At 64.7% G+C, this 15326-nt stretch carries 17 protein-coding genes; 10 read left to right on the forward strand and 7 right to left on the reverse strand.

Annotated features, from left to right (window positions below):
* Window positions 1-45 precede the first annotated feature (45 nt).
* Together A3E1_RS0104690 and A3E1_RS38925 are read left to right on the forward strand one after the other, a co-directional pair.
* On the forward strand, window positions 46-804 hold the full coding sequence (locus A3E1_RS0104690) for an SAM-dependent methyltransferase (protein WP_020519583.1): 759 nt from the start codon (window positions 46-48) through the stop codon (window positions 802-804).
* Between the two features lie 14 nt (window positions 805-818).
* Window positions 819-1292, forward strand: coding sequence for a hypothetical protein (locus A3E1_RS38925; protein WP_020519584.1), 474 nt, complete (start codon window positions 819-821; stop codon window positions 1290-1292).
* Here A3E1_RS38925 and A3E1_RS0104700 read toward each other — a convergent pair.
* Complete coding sequence (locus A3E1_RS0104700; protein ID WP_020519585.1) at window positions 1260-2255, reverse strand: helix-turn-helix transcriptional regulator; 996 nt, start codon at window positions 2253-2255, stop codon at window positions 1260-1262. The two genes, A3E1_RS38925 and A3E1_RS0104700, sit on opposite strands and share 33 nt — an antisense overlap.
* 96 nt (window positions 2256-2351) lie before the next feature.
* On the opposite strand from A3E1_RS0104700, the gene A3E1_RS0104705 reads away from it, so the two are divergent.
* From A3E1_RS0104705 to A3E1_RS0104715, 3 genes are read left to right on the forward strand one after another with little or no spacing between them, the layout of a single operon-like run.
* Complete coding sequence (locus A3E1_RS0104705) at window positions 2352-3884, forward strand: DHA2 family efflux MFS transporter permease subunit (protein WP_020519586.1); 1533 nt, start codon at window positions 2352-2354, stop codon at window positions 3882-3884.
* Window positions 3885-3938: 54 nt separating this feature from the next.
* On the forward strand, window positions 3939-5456 hold the full coding sequence (locus A3E1_RS38930) for a GNAT family N-acetyltransferase (protein ID WP_040390536.1): 1518 nt from the start codon (window positions 3939-3941) through the stop codon (window positions 5454-5456).
* Between the two features lie 10 nt (window positions 5457-5466).
* The gene (locus A3E1_RS0104715; protein WP_020519588.1) at window positions 5467-6231 is read left to right on the forward strand and encodes a hypothetical protein; all 765 of its coding nucleotides are present in this window, start codon (window positions 5467-5469) and stop codon (window positions 6229-6231) included.
* On the opposite strand, the gene A3E1_RS0104720 is transcribed toward A3E1_RS0104715, so the two are convergent.
* Window positions 6151-6675 (reverse strand): CGNR zinc finger domain-containing protein, encoded by a 525-nt coding sequence (locus A3E1_RS0104720; protein WP_026208084.1) that lies wholly within the window; start codon window positions 6673-6675, stop codon window positions 6151-6153. The genes A3E1_RS0104715 and A3E1_RS0104720 overlap by 81 nt on opposite strands.
* A 76-nt stretch (window positions 6676-6751) precedes the next feature.
* On the opposite strand from A3E1_RS0104720, the gene A3E1_RS0104725 reads away from it, so the two are divergent.
* On the forward strand, window positions 6752-7720 hold the full coding sequence (locus A3E1_RS0104725; protein ID WP_020519590.1) for an EamA family transporter: 969 nt from the start codon (window positions 6752-6754) through the stop codon (window positions 7718-7720).
* Window positions 7721-7874: 154 nt separating this feature from the next.
* Here the strand turns inward: A3E1_RS0104725 and A3E1_RS0104730 are convergent, their stop codons facing one another.
* Window positions 7875-8495, reverse strand: a complete 621-nt coding sequence (locus A3E1_RS0104730; protein ID WP_020519591.1) for an L-threonylcarbamoyladenylate synthase — start codon at window positions 8493-8495, stop codon at window positions 7875-7877.
* Window positions 8496-8593: 98 nt separating this feature from the next.
* On the opposite strand from A3E1_RS0104730, the gene A3E1_RS38935 reads away from it, so the two are divergent.
* The 3 genes from A3E1_RS38935 (at window position 8594) to A3E1_RS38945 (ending at window position 11243) form a co-directional block, all read left to right on the forward strand.
* The gene (locus tag A3E1_RS38935; RefSeq protein ID WP_020519592.1) at window positions 8594-8848 is read left to right on the forward strand and encodes a hypothetical protein; all 255 of its coding nucleotides are present in this window, start codon (window positions 8594-8596) and stop codon (window positions 8846-8848) included.
* Window positions 8849-9196: 348 nt separating this feature from the next.
* A complete protein-coding gene (gene tnpB, locus A3E1_RS38940) occupies window positions 9197-10579 on the forward strand; it encodes an IS607 family element RNA-guided endonuclease TnpB (protein ID WP_211215851.1) in 1383 nt (460 codons plus the stop codon).
* A 19-nt stretch (window positions 10580-10598) separates the two neighbouring features.
* On the forward strand, window positions 10599-11243 hold the full coding sequence (locus A3E1_RS38945; RefSeq protein WP_020519594.1) for a DUF6642 family protein: 645 nt from the start codon (window positions 10599-10601) through the stop codon (window positions 11241-11243).
* Here A3E1_RS38945 and A3E1_RS0104750 read toward each other — a convergent pair.
* From A3E1_RS0104750 to A3E1_RS0104765, 4 genes are all read right to left on the reverse strand, one after another.
* A complete protein-coding gene (locus A3E1_RS0104750) occupies window positions 11224-11451 on the reverse strand; it encodes a hypothetical protein (RefSeq protein ID WP_020519595.1) in 228 nt (75 codons plus the stop codon). The genes A3E1_RS38945 and A3E1_RS0104750 overlap by 20 nt on opposite strands.
* Before the next feature lie 65 nt (window positions 11452-11516).
* Window positions 11517-12167 carry a GDSL-type esterase/lipase family protein gene (locus A3E1_RS0104755; RefSeq protein ID WP_020519596.1) on the reverse strand — a complete coding sequence of 217 codons (651 nt, stop codon included), beginning with the start codon at window positions 12165-12167 and terminating at the stop codon, window positions 11517-11519.
* A gap of 2 nt (window positions 12168-12169) precedes the next feature.
* Window positions 12170-13429, reverse strand: a complete 1260-nt coding sequence (locus A3E1_RS0104760) for an MFS transporter (protein ID WP_020519597.1) — start codon at window positions 13427-13429, stop codon at window positions 12170-12172.
* Between the two features lie 36 nt (window positions 13430-13465).
* Window positions 13466-14008 carry a helix-turn-helix domain-containing protein gene (locus A3E1_RS0104765; RefSeq protein WP_020519598.1) on the reverse strand — a complete coding sequence of 181 codons (543 nt, stop codon included), beginning with the start codon at window positions 14006-14008 and terminating at the stop codon, window positions 13466-13468.
* Between the two features lie 62 nt (window positions 14009-14070).
* Here A3E1_RS0104765 and A3E1_RS0104770 point away from each other — a divergent pair, with 62 nt between their 5' ends.
* On the forward strand, window positions 14071-15324 hold the full coding sequence (locus A3E1_RS0104770) for an MFS transporter (RefSeq protein ID WP_020519599.1): 1254 nt from the start codon (window positions 14071-14073) through the stop codon (window positions 15322-15324).
* Window positions 15325-15326 lie beyond the last annotated feature (2 nt).

Raw genomic sequence — 15326 nt, forward strand, 5'->3', positions numbered from 1 at the left:
AAACTCAGTGCCATCCGGCCAGCAATCCGCGTAGATTGCCGGCTCATGACGGAATCTGACGGTCCCACCTGGTATGCCCATCTATCGTTCAATGCTCCGCTCAGCGAGCACCGGGCCAACGACTTAGCGGCCCGTCTCGCCGCCGCCCGGCCCGCCGACGTCCTGGACATCGGCTGCGGCTGGGGTGAACTGATGTTGCGCGTTCTGGAGCACGCACCGTCAGCCGTCGGCACCGGCATCGACACCGACGAGCGGGGCCTGGCCCGCGGCCGCATGGAAGCCGAAAAACGCGGGCTTACTGACCGGGCGACCTTTCGCACCCTTTCCGGGGAAGAAACACAGCAACAAGCCGACGTAGTTATCTGTATCGGGGCCAGTCACGCCTTCGGCGGCCCGGCGCAAGCACTGTCAGCGTTGCGCACGCGGGTGCGCCCGGGAGGACGCTTGCTGTTTGGCGAAGGTCTATGGGACCCAACCGGTCCCGTGCCCGAGCCGGAATTGGTGTGGCCAGACCTGTTTGAGCTGCCGACATTACGAGGCCTGGTGGATGTGGCGGTCGAGGCGGGCTACCGGCCGCTGTACACCGAGGAAAGTTCCCTGAACGAACTTGACGCCTTCGAATCCGGATATCTCGCCGACTATGAAGAATGGCTGATCAAGAACCCGGCTCACCCCCGGGCACAGGAAGTGCGCGCCCAGTCCGACGAACACCGCCGCCGGTGGCTGCACGGCTATCGCGGAGCTTTCGGCTTCGCCTACCTGACCCTCGGAGTTCCACTGACAGAAGGTGTCAGTGAGTTGTAGTTAGCGTCCCGGTCATGAGTCAGATCAATGACGGGCGCCACGCGTTCGACTTCTTCCACGGCAAGTGGCGCACCAGCAACCGCAAGCTGGCCGACGTCACCGATCCCACATGCACCGAGTGGGTCGAGTTCGAGTCAGAGGCGCAATGCATGCCGATCCTCGGTGGGCTAGGCAACGTGGACACCCTGTCCAGTGCATCGTTTGAGGGCGCGACCTTGCGCATGTTCGTGCCAGAGACCCAGACGTGGCGCATCTGGTGGATGTCCACGCGTTACCCCGGCGTCCTCGACCCGCCCGTGGAAGGCCGCTTCGACGGTAACCGCGGCATTTTCGAAGGCCCGGATGAGTTTCACGGCAAGCCGATCATCGTGCGGTATGAGTGGGACAACCTCGGTGACGGCAAAGCCCAATGGGCACAACGCTTTTCGTGGGACGACGGCAAAACCTGGGACGAACTAAACTGGATCGCCACCCACACCCGCATATAGAGCGGCAAGCGCACGGGCGGTTTCCGTGAGACGGGAGCGAAGTGCTTGGGGCTCAAGCACTTCGACCTCGCCGCCAAATTTCAGGAACTCGGTCTCGGCGTGAATCAGGGACTCGATCGGCACGGTCGCGCGGGTCCAGCCTTCGCGCACAGGATCGTCGTGACCTGTTTCCTGAAAGGCCTTGACGACATCTGACGGCATCAGGTCGGCGACACGTTCCACGCCCAGCGGGGACATGCGGATAACGGCATCACCTTGCACGAGCCGTGTGCGGAACTGGCTGACCTGCGAACGCCAGAAGCCGGGCAGGCTGAAATCAGCTGGGCGGGTGAATTCCTCCTCAAGCACCAGAAGTTTCAGGATCTGGCTGACCCGGTAGGTGTTCACCCGCCCATCACAGCCGGCCACGACATACCACTTGCCGCTCTTGAGCACGATGCCGTACGGATCGAGAACCCGCGTGACATCAGTAGGTTCGCGCCACCGCCGGTAGAGCACCTCGACTTTCCGCTGATCCCACACCGCCCCGGCCACGGCCGGAAGATGCTCGCTGGAGTCACCATCGCTGTACCAGCCGGGGGCGTCGAGCAGGAACCGTTGCTGGATCCGGTCGGCGCGGGCGGCGAGTTCCGGTGCCATGGCGGCCTTCATCTTCAGCTGAGCGGCCGCCATGACGGTGCCCAAACCCAGCTCAGCGGCGGCTTTTGGGACGGCCGCGAGGAACACGGCGTCAGCCTCGTGACTTGTCAGGCCGGTCAGCCGTGTGCGGTACCCGTCGAGTAATTGGTAACCCCCGTCACGTCCCGCGTCGCCATATAGCGGGATGCCGGCCTCGTGCAGGGATTCGGCGTCGCGGTAAATAGTGCGCACGGAAACTTCCAGCTCATCTGCCAATTCCTGGGCCGTCATCCGCCCCCGGGTTTGCAGCAGCAAGATGATCGAAACCAGCCGGCTCGCGCGCATACGGCCAACTATGCGGCCCCGGGCGCGCTGCGCGAAACCGTTTTGGCACGATCGGTTGCGAGCATGAACGGAAACACCCTTCACGGAGGAGAGCGCATGAGCTCAGCTGCAATTGGTAAACCCTCAGCGGACAAACTCGATAGTGGCGTCCTGAAAGTCGCCGGCGTGGTGGTGCTGGGTGCCATCATGGCAATCCTTGACGTCACCGTCGTCAGCGTCGCGCTGCCGACCTTCATGCAGGAGTTCGACGCTACCTACGCCACGGTCGCGTGGACGATGACGGGCTACACGCTCGCTCTGGCAACGGTTATCCCGGTCACCGGCTGGGCCGCGGACCGCTTCGGCACCAAGCGTCTTTACCTCGCCTCACTGGTCTTGTTCGTTGGCGGGTCGGTGCTTTGCAGTCTCGCGTGGGACATTGGCCCGCTGATCGCTTTCCGGGTGCTGCAAGGTCTTGGTGGCGGCATGCTGATGCCGCTGGGCATGACCATCATGACCAGGGCCGCGGGTCCCGACCGCGTCGGCCGGGTCATGGCCGTGCTGGGTGTTCCGATGCTGCTCGGTCCCATTGGCGGGCCGATCCTCGGCGGCTGGCTCATCGAGTCGCAGAGCTGGCAGTGGATCTTCCTGATCAACGTGCCGATCGGCATCGTCGCTTTCATTGCCGCGCTGAAGATTCTGCCCAAGGACGAGCCGAAGCCCTCGGAGTCCTTCGACTTCCTCGGCATGCTCCTGCTTTCACCAGGCCTGGCGCTGTTCCTCTACGGCGCGTCGTCGATCCCGGAGGCGGGAACCGTTGCCTCGGCGAAGGTTCTGGTGCCCGGCCTGATCGGCCTGGCGCTCATCATCGGCTTCGTCTTCCACGCCCTGGGCAAGGAACACGCGCTGGTCGACCTGTCGCTGTTCAAGAACCGCAACCTCACCATCGCCGTGGTCACGATGACCCTGTTCTCGGTGGCGTTCATGGGCAGCATGCTGCTGCTGCCTAGCTATTTCCTGCAGGTGCGCGGTGAGGGAACCCTCGACACCGGTCTGCTTCTCATCCCGAACGGCCTGGGCGCCATGCTCACGATGCCGATCGGTGGCAAGCTGACGGACCGGTTCGGGCCAGGCAAGATCGTGCTGATCGGCATCGTGATCATCTCCCTGGGCCTCGGTGGCTACACCCAGGTCGCGGCTGACTCGTCATATGTGTTCCTGCTCGGGTCACTTTTCGTGCTCGGTATGGGTATGGGCATGACGATGATGCCGATCATGTCCTCGGCGATGGCGAGCCTGACCGATCACCAGATCGCCCGCGGTTCCACGATGATGAACATCGTGCAGCAGGTAGCCGGTTCGATCGGCACCGCAACCATGTCGGTCATCCTGACCAACCAGGTGCTCAACAGCCAGGCGGCGACGATCTACAGCGCGGTCATCCAGGGCAGGGTCCCGGCGGAGCAAATGCCTCCGGCACCCGTGCTGGAGCAAGGACGCAGTGCCCTGGCCGAAGCGTTCGGCAGCACCTACGTCGTCGCTCTCGTGCTCGTCGTCCTGTGCCTCATCCCGGCGTTGTTCCTGCCGCGCAAGCGCATCGAACGTGCCCCTGACCAGGAAAACCAGCCGGTTCTCACCGGTGTTCACTAATTAACTAATGCCACGGGCGTCCATAAAGGATGCCCGTGGCACACAATGAACGGCATGCCACAGGCGCTCGTCTATAAGATTGCCGATTCGCCAACGGAGTTTGAAGCGATCCACCGCCTCAACCACCGCACCTTCGCCGAAGAGATTCCGCAGCATCAGGCCCATGACGACGGCCGGCTCGTGGACCGGTTCCATGACGAGAACACCTACGCGATTTGTGTAGACGACGGCCACGTCGTCGGGATGCTGGCCGGGCGGGCGGTCCGCCCGTTCTCCCTTGATAGCAAAGTGGACGATCTAGACCGGCATCTGCCGCCGGGGCGGCCCGTTGAGTTCCGGCTTCTGGCCGTGGAACGGTCCTATCGCCACAGTGCGATAACCATGCGGCTCATCGAACTGCTGACCACGCATTTCCGCCAGCAAGGCTGCGATTTGGCCCTCATATCTGGTACGACGAGAGCCCTCGACATGTACTACAAGTTCGGCTTCGTCCCGTTCGGCCCGCTTACCGGAGTGCCCGGCGCCCAGTTTCAGCCCATGTACCTGCACGAGCCACGGGCCGCGGCGCAGCATAACTTCCTGCCCGGTCCAGTCTCCGTGGCACCGGAGGTAACGAGAGCACTATCAGCCCCGGCCGCCTACCACCGCGCGCCCGGCTACCGCGAATCCTTGGCGCGCTTGCAGTCCCAGCTGGCAGCCATGGTCAGCGCGCCGCACTGTCAGCTGCTCATGGGATCGGGCACGCTGGCCAACGATGTGGTCGCCGGTCAGCTCACGGCACTGGGCGGCACCGGTGTGGTGCTCTCGGAGGGCGAGTTCGGGCAACGGCTCACCGATCACGCGCGCCGGGCAGGGCTCGATTTCGTCACCGTCACGTCACCGGAAGACCTTGCCGCTCAGCTCGGCCACGTCACGTGGGCATGGGTCACGCACTGCGAGACATCAACGGGCGTGCTGCTCGACTTGCCTTGGCTGGCAAAGCTTTGCACGGCCGGGGGAGTGAAGCTGGCCATCGATGGCATCAGCTCCATCGGCACGGTGCCGGTCGACTTGAGCGAAGTGCACCTCGCCTCGGGTGCCAGCGGGAAGGCGCTTCGCGCGTACCCGGGAATCTCGATGGTCTTCTTCCAGCAGAACCCACCACCGACCGCGACCGTCGCGCGTTACCTCGACCTGAGGTCCTATGTGGACAGTGGCGGTGTCGCGTTCACACAGTCATCGAATCTCGTGGCCGCCCTGGACGCCGCGGTCAGCGCGACGGACTGGGCCGACCGTTACGCCCGGCTCGCGCACGCGTCGGCCTGGCTGCAACGGCGCTTGCGGCGCTTGGGCTTCGCCCTCATCGCGCCGCCAGAACGCGCCGCTCCCGGCATCATCAGCATCGCGATCGACGGCGACGCTTTCGTGGTGGGGCAGCGGATGGAGGTGGCAGGGTACCTGCTGGCCTACCAGAGCGGCTACCTGCGCGCCCGCAACTGGCTGCAGATCAGCCTGATGGGGCACTGGACCTGGCCGGTGCTCCGGTCGCTTCCGGCCGCTTTGCTTGAGGCGCAACAGCGGCAACAGGTGTAGATTCCTGCCGATGGCTCTGCAGAACCGGGTGCTGCCAACGGGTGAGATCGTCGCTGACCCGTCCCGTGGGCTGCTCATGGGCAACCGCGGCTGCCTGCACGGTCAGGGCCGTGAGCTCGGAAAGTCCCGCTGGCGGTCCAAGTTGTGGATCTGCTGTCTGTTGTCCTATAAGGATGTTCAGCGCGATCCGATGCCACCGGGACGGTGGACCGCTCTGTTCTTCCTTGACGAGGCAACGGCTCTGGCCGCCGGACACCGGCCCTGTGGTTACTGCCGGCGCGCCGATTACCTCGCCTACGGGCAGGCTTGGCAGCGAGCGCATCGCCTGGCGGACCGGCCCAAGGCCCCGGAAATGGACGCCCAGCTGCACCGTGAGCGGGTCCATTCCCGCACCCGGATTCAGCGCACACATGAGGCGCCGCTGCGTTCGCTTCCCGACGGTGTGATGGTCCGCCACGACGGTGAGATCGCTTTGGTGGTGCGGGAAAGGCTGCTGCCGTGGTCGTTGCGTGGTTACGCGCAACCACTGTCCCTCGCCCCGGCGACCGTCGTGGAAGTGCTCACGCCTGCGGCGTCGGTCGCGGTGCTCGCCTCGGGCTACCGCCCGATGCTGCACCCGTCATCGCGCGCGATGCAACTGCGCGTGTCTATCGCGGTCGAACAGCTGCAAAGCGCCGCTGGCCCCAAGGGCCGGTTACTTCCGGGCAGCCTTGCGGGCACGGTAGGCACTGACCGCGGCCCGGTTGCCGCATCCGGTGTCACAGAAGCGCTTTGACCGGTTCTTAGACAGGTCAACGAGCACGTTGCCGCAGTCGCCAAGCTCGCAGATGCGCAGCCGGCTGACCTCGCCACTGCGCACGACGTCGACGAACGCCATCGCCGCCTCAACGGCCATCCGGGCTGACAATGGGGAATCCGACGGCACGGCGTGCAGGTGATAGGGCCAGTGGTCGTGTTTGACCAGCTGTGGCAACGCGCGGTATTCCAGCAGGAGGGAGTTGACGATCTCCACGATGCGGTCCTCGTCAGCGTCCCACAGCTCACGTAACCGCGGCCGCAGCTCCTGGACGGCTTTGAGCTCCGTCTTGGTGCGGCTCCACGTGCCGGCCCAGTCGTAGGCGGCGAAGAACTCATCAACGGCATCGATGTCTGGCAGGTCGGCGTTCACGAGGGCGGCGGCCGACACCAAGGCGACTTCCGTGTCATGGGCAAAGAGCATCTTGACTCCTGTCGCGAACCAGCCTAGCGTCATTAGTGTAACCACCCTTTGCTCATTACAGCTAGGAGGGCACGTCATGCGCCCGCAACGTTCCGCCGGGATCGGCCTCGCGCTAGCCCTCGTCTCCGCGTTCACTTTCGGCACTTCCGGCACGTTTGCCCGATCCCTCATCGACGCGGGATGGTCAGCCGAAGCCGCCGTCGCGATGCGAGTCGGGCTTGCGGCGGTGCTGCTTGCCATTCCGGCGGCGTGGGCGCTGCGCGGCAAACTGTCCGTCCTGCGCCGCAACGTGCGCAGCGTGACCGTCTTTGGCCTGCTCGCGGTCGCCAGCGCACAGGTCGGCTTCTTCAACGCCGTGCGCTACCTGCCGATCGGCGTGGCACTCCTGCTCGAATACCTCGGCATCATCCTGGTCGTCATCTGGATGTGGGCCGTGCACAAGCAACGCCCACGCGCCCTGACCGTCGCCGGATCGATCGCCGCCATCGCCGGGCTGTTCCTCGTGCTGAACCTCACCGGCAACACCAGCCTCAACATCGTCGGCGTCCTGTGGGGCCTGTGGGCGGCGATCGGTCTCGCGGCCTACTTCGTCCTGTCAGCACGAGTCGACCCGCAACTGCCCTCGGTCGCCCTGGCCAGCGGCGGCATGGCCGTCGGCGCCGTCGTGCTGCTAGCCCTCGGCGCGATCGGCCTGCTGCCCCTGCGCGCCACGTTCGGCCAAGTCACCTTCGCTGGCGAGCAGACAAGCTGGCTCGTGCCGGTGCTCGGCCTGTCGCTGGTCGCCGCCCTCATCGCCTACGTCGCGGGCATTGGCGCGGCAAGGATTCTCGGCGCACGCCTGTCATCGTTCGTCGGGCTGACCGAGGTCGTCTTCGCCGTCCTCATCGCCTGGCTACTGCTCGATGAACTGCCCACGCCGGTTCAGCTCGCCGGTGGCCTGCTCATCATCGCCGGAGTCGCGCTCGTGCGCGCCGACGAGCTGCGCCCGTCCAAACACGACGATGCCACCCCAGATCAGATCAAGCCCGAGATGGTGTCGGCCTAACGCGCTTCGGCGTAGGCGAGCCGGCTGCCGCTTCGCCGGGTGCGATGCCTGCCCGCTTCATCGTGATCCACATCCCTGACGGTGATCCACATCCCGCGGGACGTGATCAAACCGCCTTTTGATCACGTCTGAACGGATGTGGATCACGAACCGGCTACTCGAACGGCGTTGGGTCGCCGGCGCCGACGCGCAGGATCTGCGGCTCGTCTTCGGACAGATCGATGACGGTCGTGGGAATCGTGCCGCACTCACCGGCGTCGACAACCGCGTCAACCTGGTGGTCCAGACGTTCCTTGATCTCCCAGCCCTCCGTCAGCGGCTCGGCCTCGCCGGGCAGCAGCAAAGTGCTCGACACAAGCGGTTCGCCCAGCTCAGCGACTATCGCCTGAGTGACGGCATGCTGCGGGATGCGCACCCCGATCGTGCGCTTCTTGGGGTGCGCCAGCTGACGCGGCACCTCACGGGTAGCCGGCAAAATAAAGGTGTAGCTCCCCGGCGTCGTGGCCTTCACCAGCCGAAACACCGAGTTGCTGATCTGAACGTATTGCCCCAGCTGCGCGAAGTCCTGGCACACAAGCGTGAAATGATGCTTGTCGTCAAGCTTGCGGATGTCACGGATGCGCTCGATGCCGTCGCGGTTGCCCACCTTGCAGCCCAGGGCATAGCACGAGTCGGTGGGGTAGGCGATCAGTCCGCCCTCGTTGATCAGTGCGACAACCTGGCCGATCGCGCGCGGTTGCGGATTGTCCGGGTGCACGTCGAAATATCTGGCCACTCGCTAAGCGTAAGTCCTGCCTGCGCAGATACCTTCCATCGGACCACTAAATCGATTAAATTCGATGACACAAGCTACCGTCCACAAAGGAGCCCAGTGTGATCCGCCGCCTTCTTCTCGCCGCAGCCATCGCCGGTGCCGCGATCGTCCTGCCAGCCGCCCCGGCACAGGCCCTCTATCCTTGCCCGGCCGGAAAAATGTGCTTGCACACGTGGTACACCGACTCCAGCCGCACTCAGGTGCGCGGCACATACAGCGTGAACTGCGAAGGAACGCCTCACTCCTGGGGTGTGCGGCAGGGATACCTTGTCTTCACCACCCAAAACTGCGACGGCAACCCGCCTGTGGAGTAACTGAATTGGGCCAGGCGAGTGGAGCTGCGCTATACAGAGCGCCAGGACGATCTTCGCCGTAGTCCGCTGCCGCCCACCCGCGCCCGGACACCGGCCAAAGCCACCCTCACCCTCCAACACGGACCAGCAGGCTGACCGATACCAGATCACGTCTTGACGAGGTTCAGTGTCAGACCCCGCCGCTAGCGTGTTGGCTGTGGACCATTGGGATCGGTTGACCGGCTTCGGGTTTTGCGGTCTGAATTCGCTGTGTGCCCGTCTGCCTGAAAGTTGGCCGGTGCCGCGACCGGCAGCTAACGCGGTCGCGGTTGTTATAAGGAACCAGGAAGCCTGGTCATGATGGCCGTGATGCAGGCATACAGGTTCGCTTTGGACCCGAGCCCGGCCCAGGCCAGGGATTTGCAACGGCACGCCGGTGCCGCACGGTACGCGTTCAATTGGGCACTCGCAGCGGTCAAAGCCAACATCGGACAGCGGGTGGCCGAGCGGTCGTATGGAGTGGCTGACCAGGACCTGACGCCAGCGGTGGGCTGGAACCTGCCGGCGTTGCGGCGGGCGTGGAACCAGGCCAAGCCGGCGGCGGCGCCGTGGTGGCCGCAATGCAGCAAAGAGGCCTTCAACACAGGCCTAGACGCGATGGCCAGAGCATTGCGCAACTGGGCCGACTCCAAGTCGGGCAAGCGTCAAGGTAAACGGGTTGGCTTCCCCCGATTCAAGTCCAAGCGCAACACCACACCTTCGACCCGGTTTACTACCGGGGTAATCCGGGTCGAGGCGGATCGCCACCACGTGACCTTGCCAAGACTGGGCACGATCAAAACGCACGAATCCACGCGTAAACTCGCACGCCGTCTGGAGGCAGGGACCGCGCGAATACTATCCGCGACCGTTCGCTATCAGGCGGGACGCTGGTTTTGCTCGTTCACCGTGGAAGTCACCCGTCCGCAACGCCGCCCAGCCCGCCCCTACGAGGTGATCGGCGTCGACCTGGGCGTGAAGTCCTTAGCTGTCCTATCCAACGGGCATGTCATAGATAACCCTCGTCATCTCGTAGCTGGTCTGCGGCGCCTGCGGCGACTTTCCCGCCGGGCTGCCCGCCAGATCGGACCACATGACACGAAGGCGAATGTTCGCCGGACAGCATCGAAAAACTGGGCAGACACCCGTAGAGCCCTCGGCCGCGCGCACGCCCGAGTTAGTAACTTGCGCCGCGACAGCCTGCACAAACTGACGACCACCCTGGCTGCCACCTACGGCACCATAGTCATCGAAGACCTCAACGTTGCCGGCATGGCGAAAAACCGGCTGCTGGCCCGCGCAATTCATGACGCTGGATTCGGTGAGATCCGCAGACAACTCGACTACAAAACCAGATGGCACGGCGGCACCCTCATCGTCGCCAGCCGCTGGTTCCCCAGTTCTAAAACATGTTCTGACTGTGGCGCGACGAAACCCAAGTTGCGTCTATCCGAACGCGTCTACACTTGCGAAAACTGCGGCTTGGTCCTCGACCGGGATCTGAATGCCGCACGCAACCTCGCCGCGCTCGCGGCACAGCACAACGTCGCCGGGAGTGGCCCGGAGACATCAAACGCTCGCCGAGCCAACCAGAAGACCCCATCCGTGGGGCAGGTGGCGTTGAAACGAGAACCCGGCACCGCAACTGCGGACCAGACCGGGACCGTCCACGCGCAAGCGCGGACTGCTAGTCATGGCATTTCCCAAGACTGACTTGCAACGGAGGCGACTTGTGGCCAAGGGTGGAATTTTCTGCATCGAGGGACAGTGGCACCGAGATCTGCATGAGCGTGGATCTGTTCTGCCTACTTTGGAGCTTCTGGACAGGCTAGGCACCATCCGTTATATCCACAAAGATGTCGCGACCCCCGACGAGCTGACTTACTACCTTGACCGCTGGCTGCTCAAGCAATACGCCGACTACCCGGTGGGCTTCTTCGCCATGCATGGTGAGCCGACCAAGCTCTGCCTGACCGACTGGCACACCGTCGCCTTAGAAGACGTCGCTGACCAGCTCGAAGGGCGATGTCAGGGGCGCCGGCTCTACTTTGGAAGCTGTTCGGTCTTACGGGCCCCCGATGCCGTTCTGCGCCGGTTCCTTGAGGTGACCGGCGCAGATCTTGTCTGTGGCTACACACGCGAAGTCAACTGGGTCGAGTCGGCCGCCTTCGAAACGGTCCTGCTCGACGTGCTGGCCAACGGCCAGCGGCGCAATGCCGCTGAGCTGCGCATGGGCTCTGGCCCGTGGGCGCCGCTGGCTTCCTACCTCGGCTTCAGAATCGTGTATGGCACCGGCCGCACGTGGCGCCCGTCAGCACCCGTGCGCGTTCCGCGCCAAGCCAAGCTCAATGGCTCGGCTATAGTCCCGCAGCTTTAGCCGTCAATCCGGCCGCGAGCGTCTCGGCTTCCATCTCCGTCAGCTCAACCCCGGTCTCGCTGATCAGCGTCTCCCGGGTGTAGAGCACGACCCCGCCGTTGACCTGATCGCGCGGGACCAAATGAATCGCGCCGTCGATGACGGCCAGCACTTCGCCATGTTCCCCACGCGCGAGCTTCCGCACATCGTCCGCCGTAACTGTCACCATAAGCTCAGTATGCCCACGTTTCCCCGGCTCCAATCCGCAACGCCAACCTTCGCTGGCCGGGTGGGTTAGCGGGAGGTGATTTCGGTGGCGATCAGCTCAGCGAGGGCGGCGTGGGAGGCGACGGTCAGGTGGATGCTGTCAGCGCCAGGAGCGGCGACTGCGGCCGCGTCGAGGAAGCGCAAGCCGCGCTCCTTGGCGATGGCCGCGTAGAGGGCTGACAGCTGGGCTGCCTTGGCGACTGACGCGGCGTCGAAGCTGTCGGTCTCCATGTCGGCCAGCGGCTGCGTGGGGTCGATGTGGATGGGGCTGACGAGCACGACGTCGGGCCGGCTGCCGTCGGCGCGGAAGGCCACCGCGAAAAGGTCGTCGAGAAAACCGTGCCACGACAACGCGATCGCCTCAGCGGACCGTCCAAACTGGACTTTGGTGTCGTTGGTGCCGAGCATGAGCACGATTATGTCCAGTGGCGAGTGTGTGAGCAGGCAAGGCGTCAGGTAGGTGCGCCCGTTGAGGCCGGGACGGTCGGGGTAGTCCATGTCGATGGTGCGGCCGTTGAGGCCTTCCTCGATCACGTAGTAGCGCTCGCCCAGAATCCGCTGCAACTGTCCGGTCCAGCGCACGTCGGCGGCCAGCCGGTTGCCGGGGGCGTCGGGAGCGCCGTGGGTGTTGGAGTCACCGAAGCACAGAACCGTTGTCGCGGCGGGGTTAGTCAGCATCGCTAAGCCACTTTCTTGATGGGCAGCACCGCCGCGGAACCGAGCAGCGAGGTCAGACCAGCAAGGATATACAGCGCGCTGAAACCGCCGGCGTAGGCGACCACCAGGGCGCCGAGCAGGGGAGCGATCGCCTGCGGGACGGCGGTGGCGATGTTCATGATGCCCAGGTCCTTGCCCCGGGCGGCCGGGTCGGGCAGCACCTGCGTGGCCAAAGCCTGGTCTACGGCGAGGAAACAGCCGTAGCCGAGCCCGAGCATCGCCGCGCCCGCGAGGGCGACGGAGAAGTGGGGGAAGAAGGCGAGCAGCAGGGCTGCCACACCTTGCAGCCCGGCGGCGAGCCAGACGAACGGTTTGCGTTTGCCGCAACGGTCCGACCAAGGCCCGAACACGAGCGCCGCGAGCACGACGAAGAACATGTAAACCAGTGACAGCACCAGGATGGACGCTTCGGCGTCGGCGACCTTGAGGTGGTCTTCGAGGAAGTAGAACAGCAGCGTGGTGCCGAAAGCGTTGCCGAGGTTCACGAGGACGCGGCTTAGCAGGGTCCAGCCGAAGTCCGGGAAACGCCGTGGGCTGATCCAGAACCCGGTCACCAGACCGCGCCACGTCAGCGGCGGGCGGCTTTCCCTGGGCAGCACCGCGTCGGGAATCCGCGCCAGGAAGGGAAGCACAAGAGCCATAAGCAAAAGGGCCATCACGGCGTACCCCGTGAAAAGCCCTAAAGAAAGAGTGGTGACCAGCAGGATGCCAAGGATGGTCCCGATGGCTTGCGGGGCTGAGATCCAGCCGGACACCAGACCCCGTTGCCCGGCGGGAACCTGGTCAGAGATCGTGGCGGTCAGTGCTGCGGTGAGCACGCAGAAGCCGGTCAGCGTGGCGGTCCACCAGACGCCGATGCCGGTTATCGTGTTCTGCTGTCCTAAAAGGACAAGTGAGCCGCTGAAAAGCACGGCCCCGCCGAGGATCCACGGGCGCCGGCGGCCAAACTTGGACACTGTCCGGTCAGACAGCGCTCCCGTGAGCGGAAAGGTGACCAGGGCGAAAAGCCCGGCGATGCCGGAGATCACGCCGAAGGCGATGACCTTGTCTTCCCAGCCGGTCGCCGTGACGTGCGCTTCGACTTGCATCGGCAGCAGGAGCTGGATCGGGGTCAGCTGCGCCATCCAGATGCCCAGCCAGGCCATGCCGAATAAGGCGATCCAGGCACCGCTCACGCGGCGGGTGGGTTCGGCGAATGGAGCGGGAGGGGAGAGCTCTGTCATTAGTGGGTCACCTGTCCAAGTCAGATGACCGAGAGGCTAGGGCATCGACGGCTCGTTGGCTAGACGTCCGGTGTCGGGGTGCAGGGCGAAGAACATCGAGACCGGTTTGCCGTCGGGGTCTGGCGGGCGCTGTTTGTATTCCTCGAAGATCTCGTGCAGGCGCTCCATGAAGGCGGCCGCGTTCTCGTCAGACAGCCGTAAGCCCATGCGGGTCAGCATTATCTGCCCGGGATCGTCGACCAGCTCCACCTCCTGCAGGAAGGCGTTGATCATCGCTTGGTTGCCCGCCGCCACAGCCGAGGTGTCGGTGATGGACATGTGCCAGGACTTGCCCGTGGCGCGGTAGGGGATCTCGCGTGAGCCCCGGGCGCCCCGGCGAACCTCGGCGGGGGCAAGGAATCCGGTCGCGACAAGGGTGCGCACGTGATGCAGGGTGGTCGCGGGCTGGCTGCCCAGGCGGGCGGCAATGTCCTTATTGGTCAGTGCCTCGTCTAGACACAAGCGCAAAATCCGCAGCCGCAACGCCGACGCGAGCGCTTTGGCCTCGGCTTCCGTCGCCGGCCGCTTGGAATTGTCCACGCCAGACAGCCTAGCGACTAACTGGTTGACTTTTCTCAATCAGTGGTGCGACTCTTTGCGGCATGCGTCTCGGGCTGCTGGCTGACCACGACTACCGGGCACTGTTCGCCTCCACCACCGTGAGCCAGTTTGGCCAGCAGGTCTCGATGCTGGCGCTCCCGCTGGCCGCCGTGCTCGCCGTGCGGGCCACCGAGTTTCAGGTCGGCCTGCTGTTCATGCTCATGTCGCTGGCGTTCCTGCTAATCGGGTTACCCGCCGGAGCGTGGGTCGACCGGCTGCGCCGCCGCAACGTGCTGATCGTGGCCGACCTCGTGCGGGCCATGCTGCTGCTGTCCATTCCGGTCGCCTGGTGGACCGGTGTCCTGACGATCTGGCAGCTCTACGCCGTCGCCTTGCTGCTGGGCGTGTTCACCGTCTTCTTCGACGTCGCCTACCAGAGCTACCTGCCACACCTGGCCGGGCGCGACAAACTCGTCGAAGGAAACTCCAAATTGGAATCCATGCGGGCCGTCTCCCAGATCGCCGGGCCGGGCCTGGGCGGCCAGCTCGTGCAGATCCTCACCGCACCGGTCGCATTGCTCGTCGACGCCATCGGCATGGTGGTCTCAGCCCTGTTCGTCACCCGCATCCGCAAACGCGAACCCAAGCCGGACCGCGCCCCCGACGCTCACCTGCTGCGCGAGATTCGCGAAGGCCTGCGCTTCGTCGTCAAACATCCGCTCCTGCGCCGCATCGCCATGTGCACCGGCACCTTCAACCTCTTCGGCACCATGGCCCAGTCGATGCTGCTCGTCTTTCTCGCCCGCGACCTAGACATCCGCGAAGGACTGATCGGGCTCGTGTTCACGATCGGCGGCATCGGCGGCCTCGCCGGAGCCTTAGTCGCCCGCCGCATCGCCACCTGGGTCGGGCAGGGGCCTGCCATCTGGCTTTCCGTTGCGCTCACGACACCTTTCGCGTTGCTCCTGCCACTGGCCGAACCAGGCTGGAAACTATGGCTGGCCGCGGCCGGGCAAGCGGTCGTCGGATTCGGCGTGGTCGTTTACAACGTCAATCAGCTCAGCTTCCGCCAGGGCCTCACCCCAGATCACTTGCTGGGCCGCATGAACGCCACTATGCGTTTCCTCGTGTGGGGCACGATGCCGATCGGCGGCCTGCTCGGCGGGATCGCCGGAGAACTCGCCGGTGCCCGCACCACGATCTGGATCGGCAGCATCGCCGGATGCCTCGCCTTCCTGCCCGTTTTCCTGTCTCCTTTGCGCACTCTGCGAACACTGCCCTCGGAAGCGGACGCGACCGCCCGATCGCTGGCATAGTG

The organism is Catelliglobosispora koreensis DSM 44566 (assembly GCF_000379685.1).
GTDB classification, from domain to species: domain Bacteria; phylum Actinomycetota; class Actinomycetes; order Mycobacteriales; family Micromonosporaceae; genus Catelliglobosispora; species Catelliglobosispora koreensis.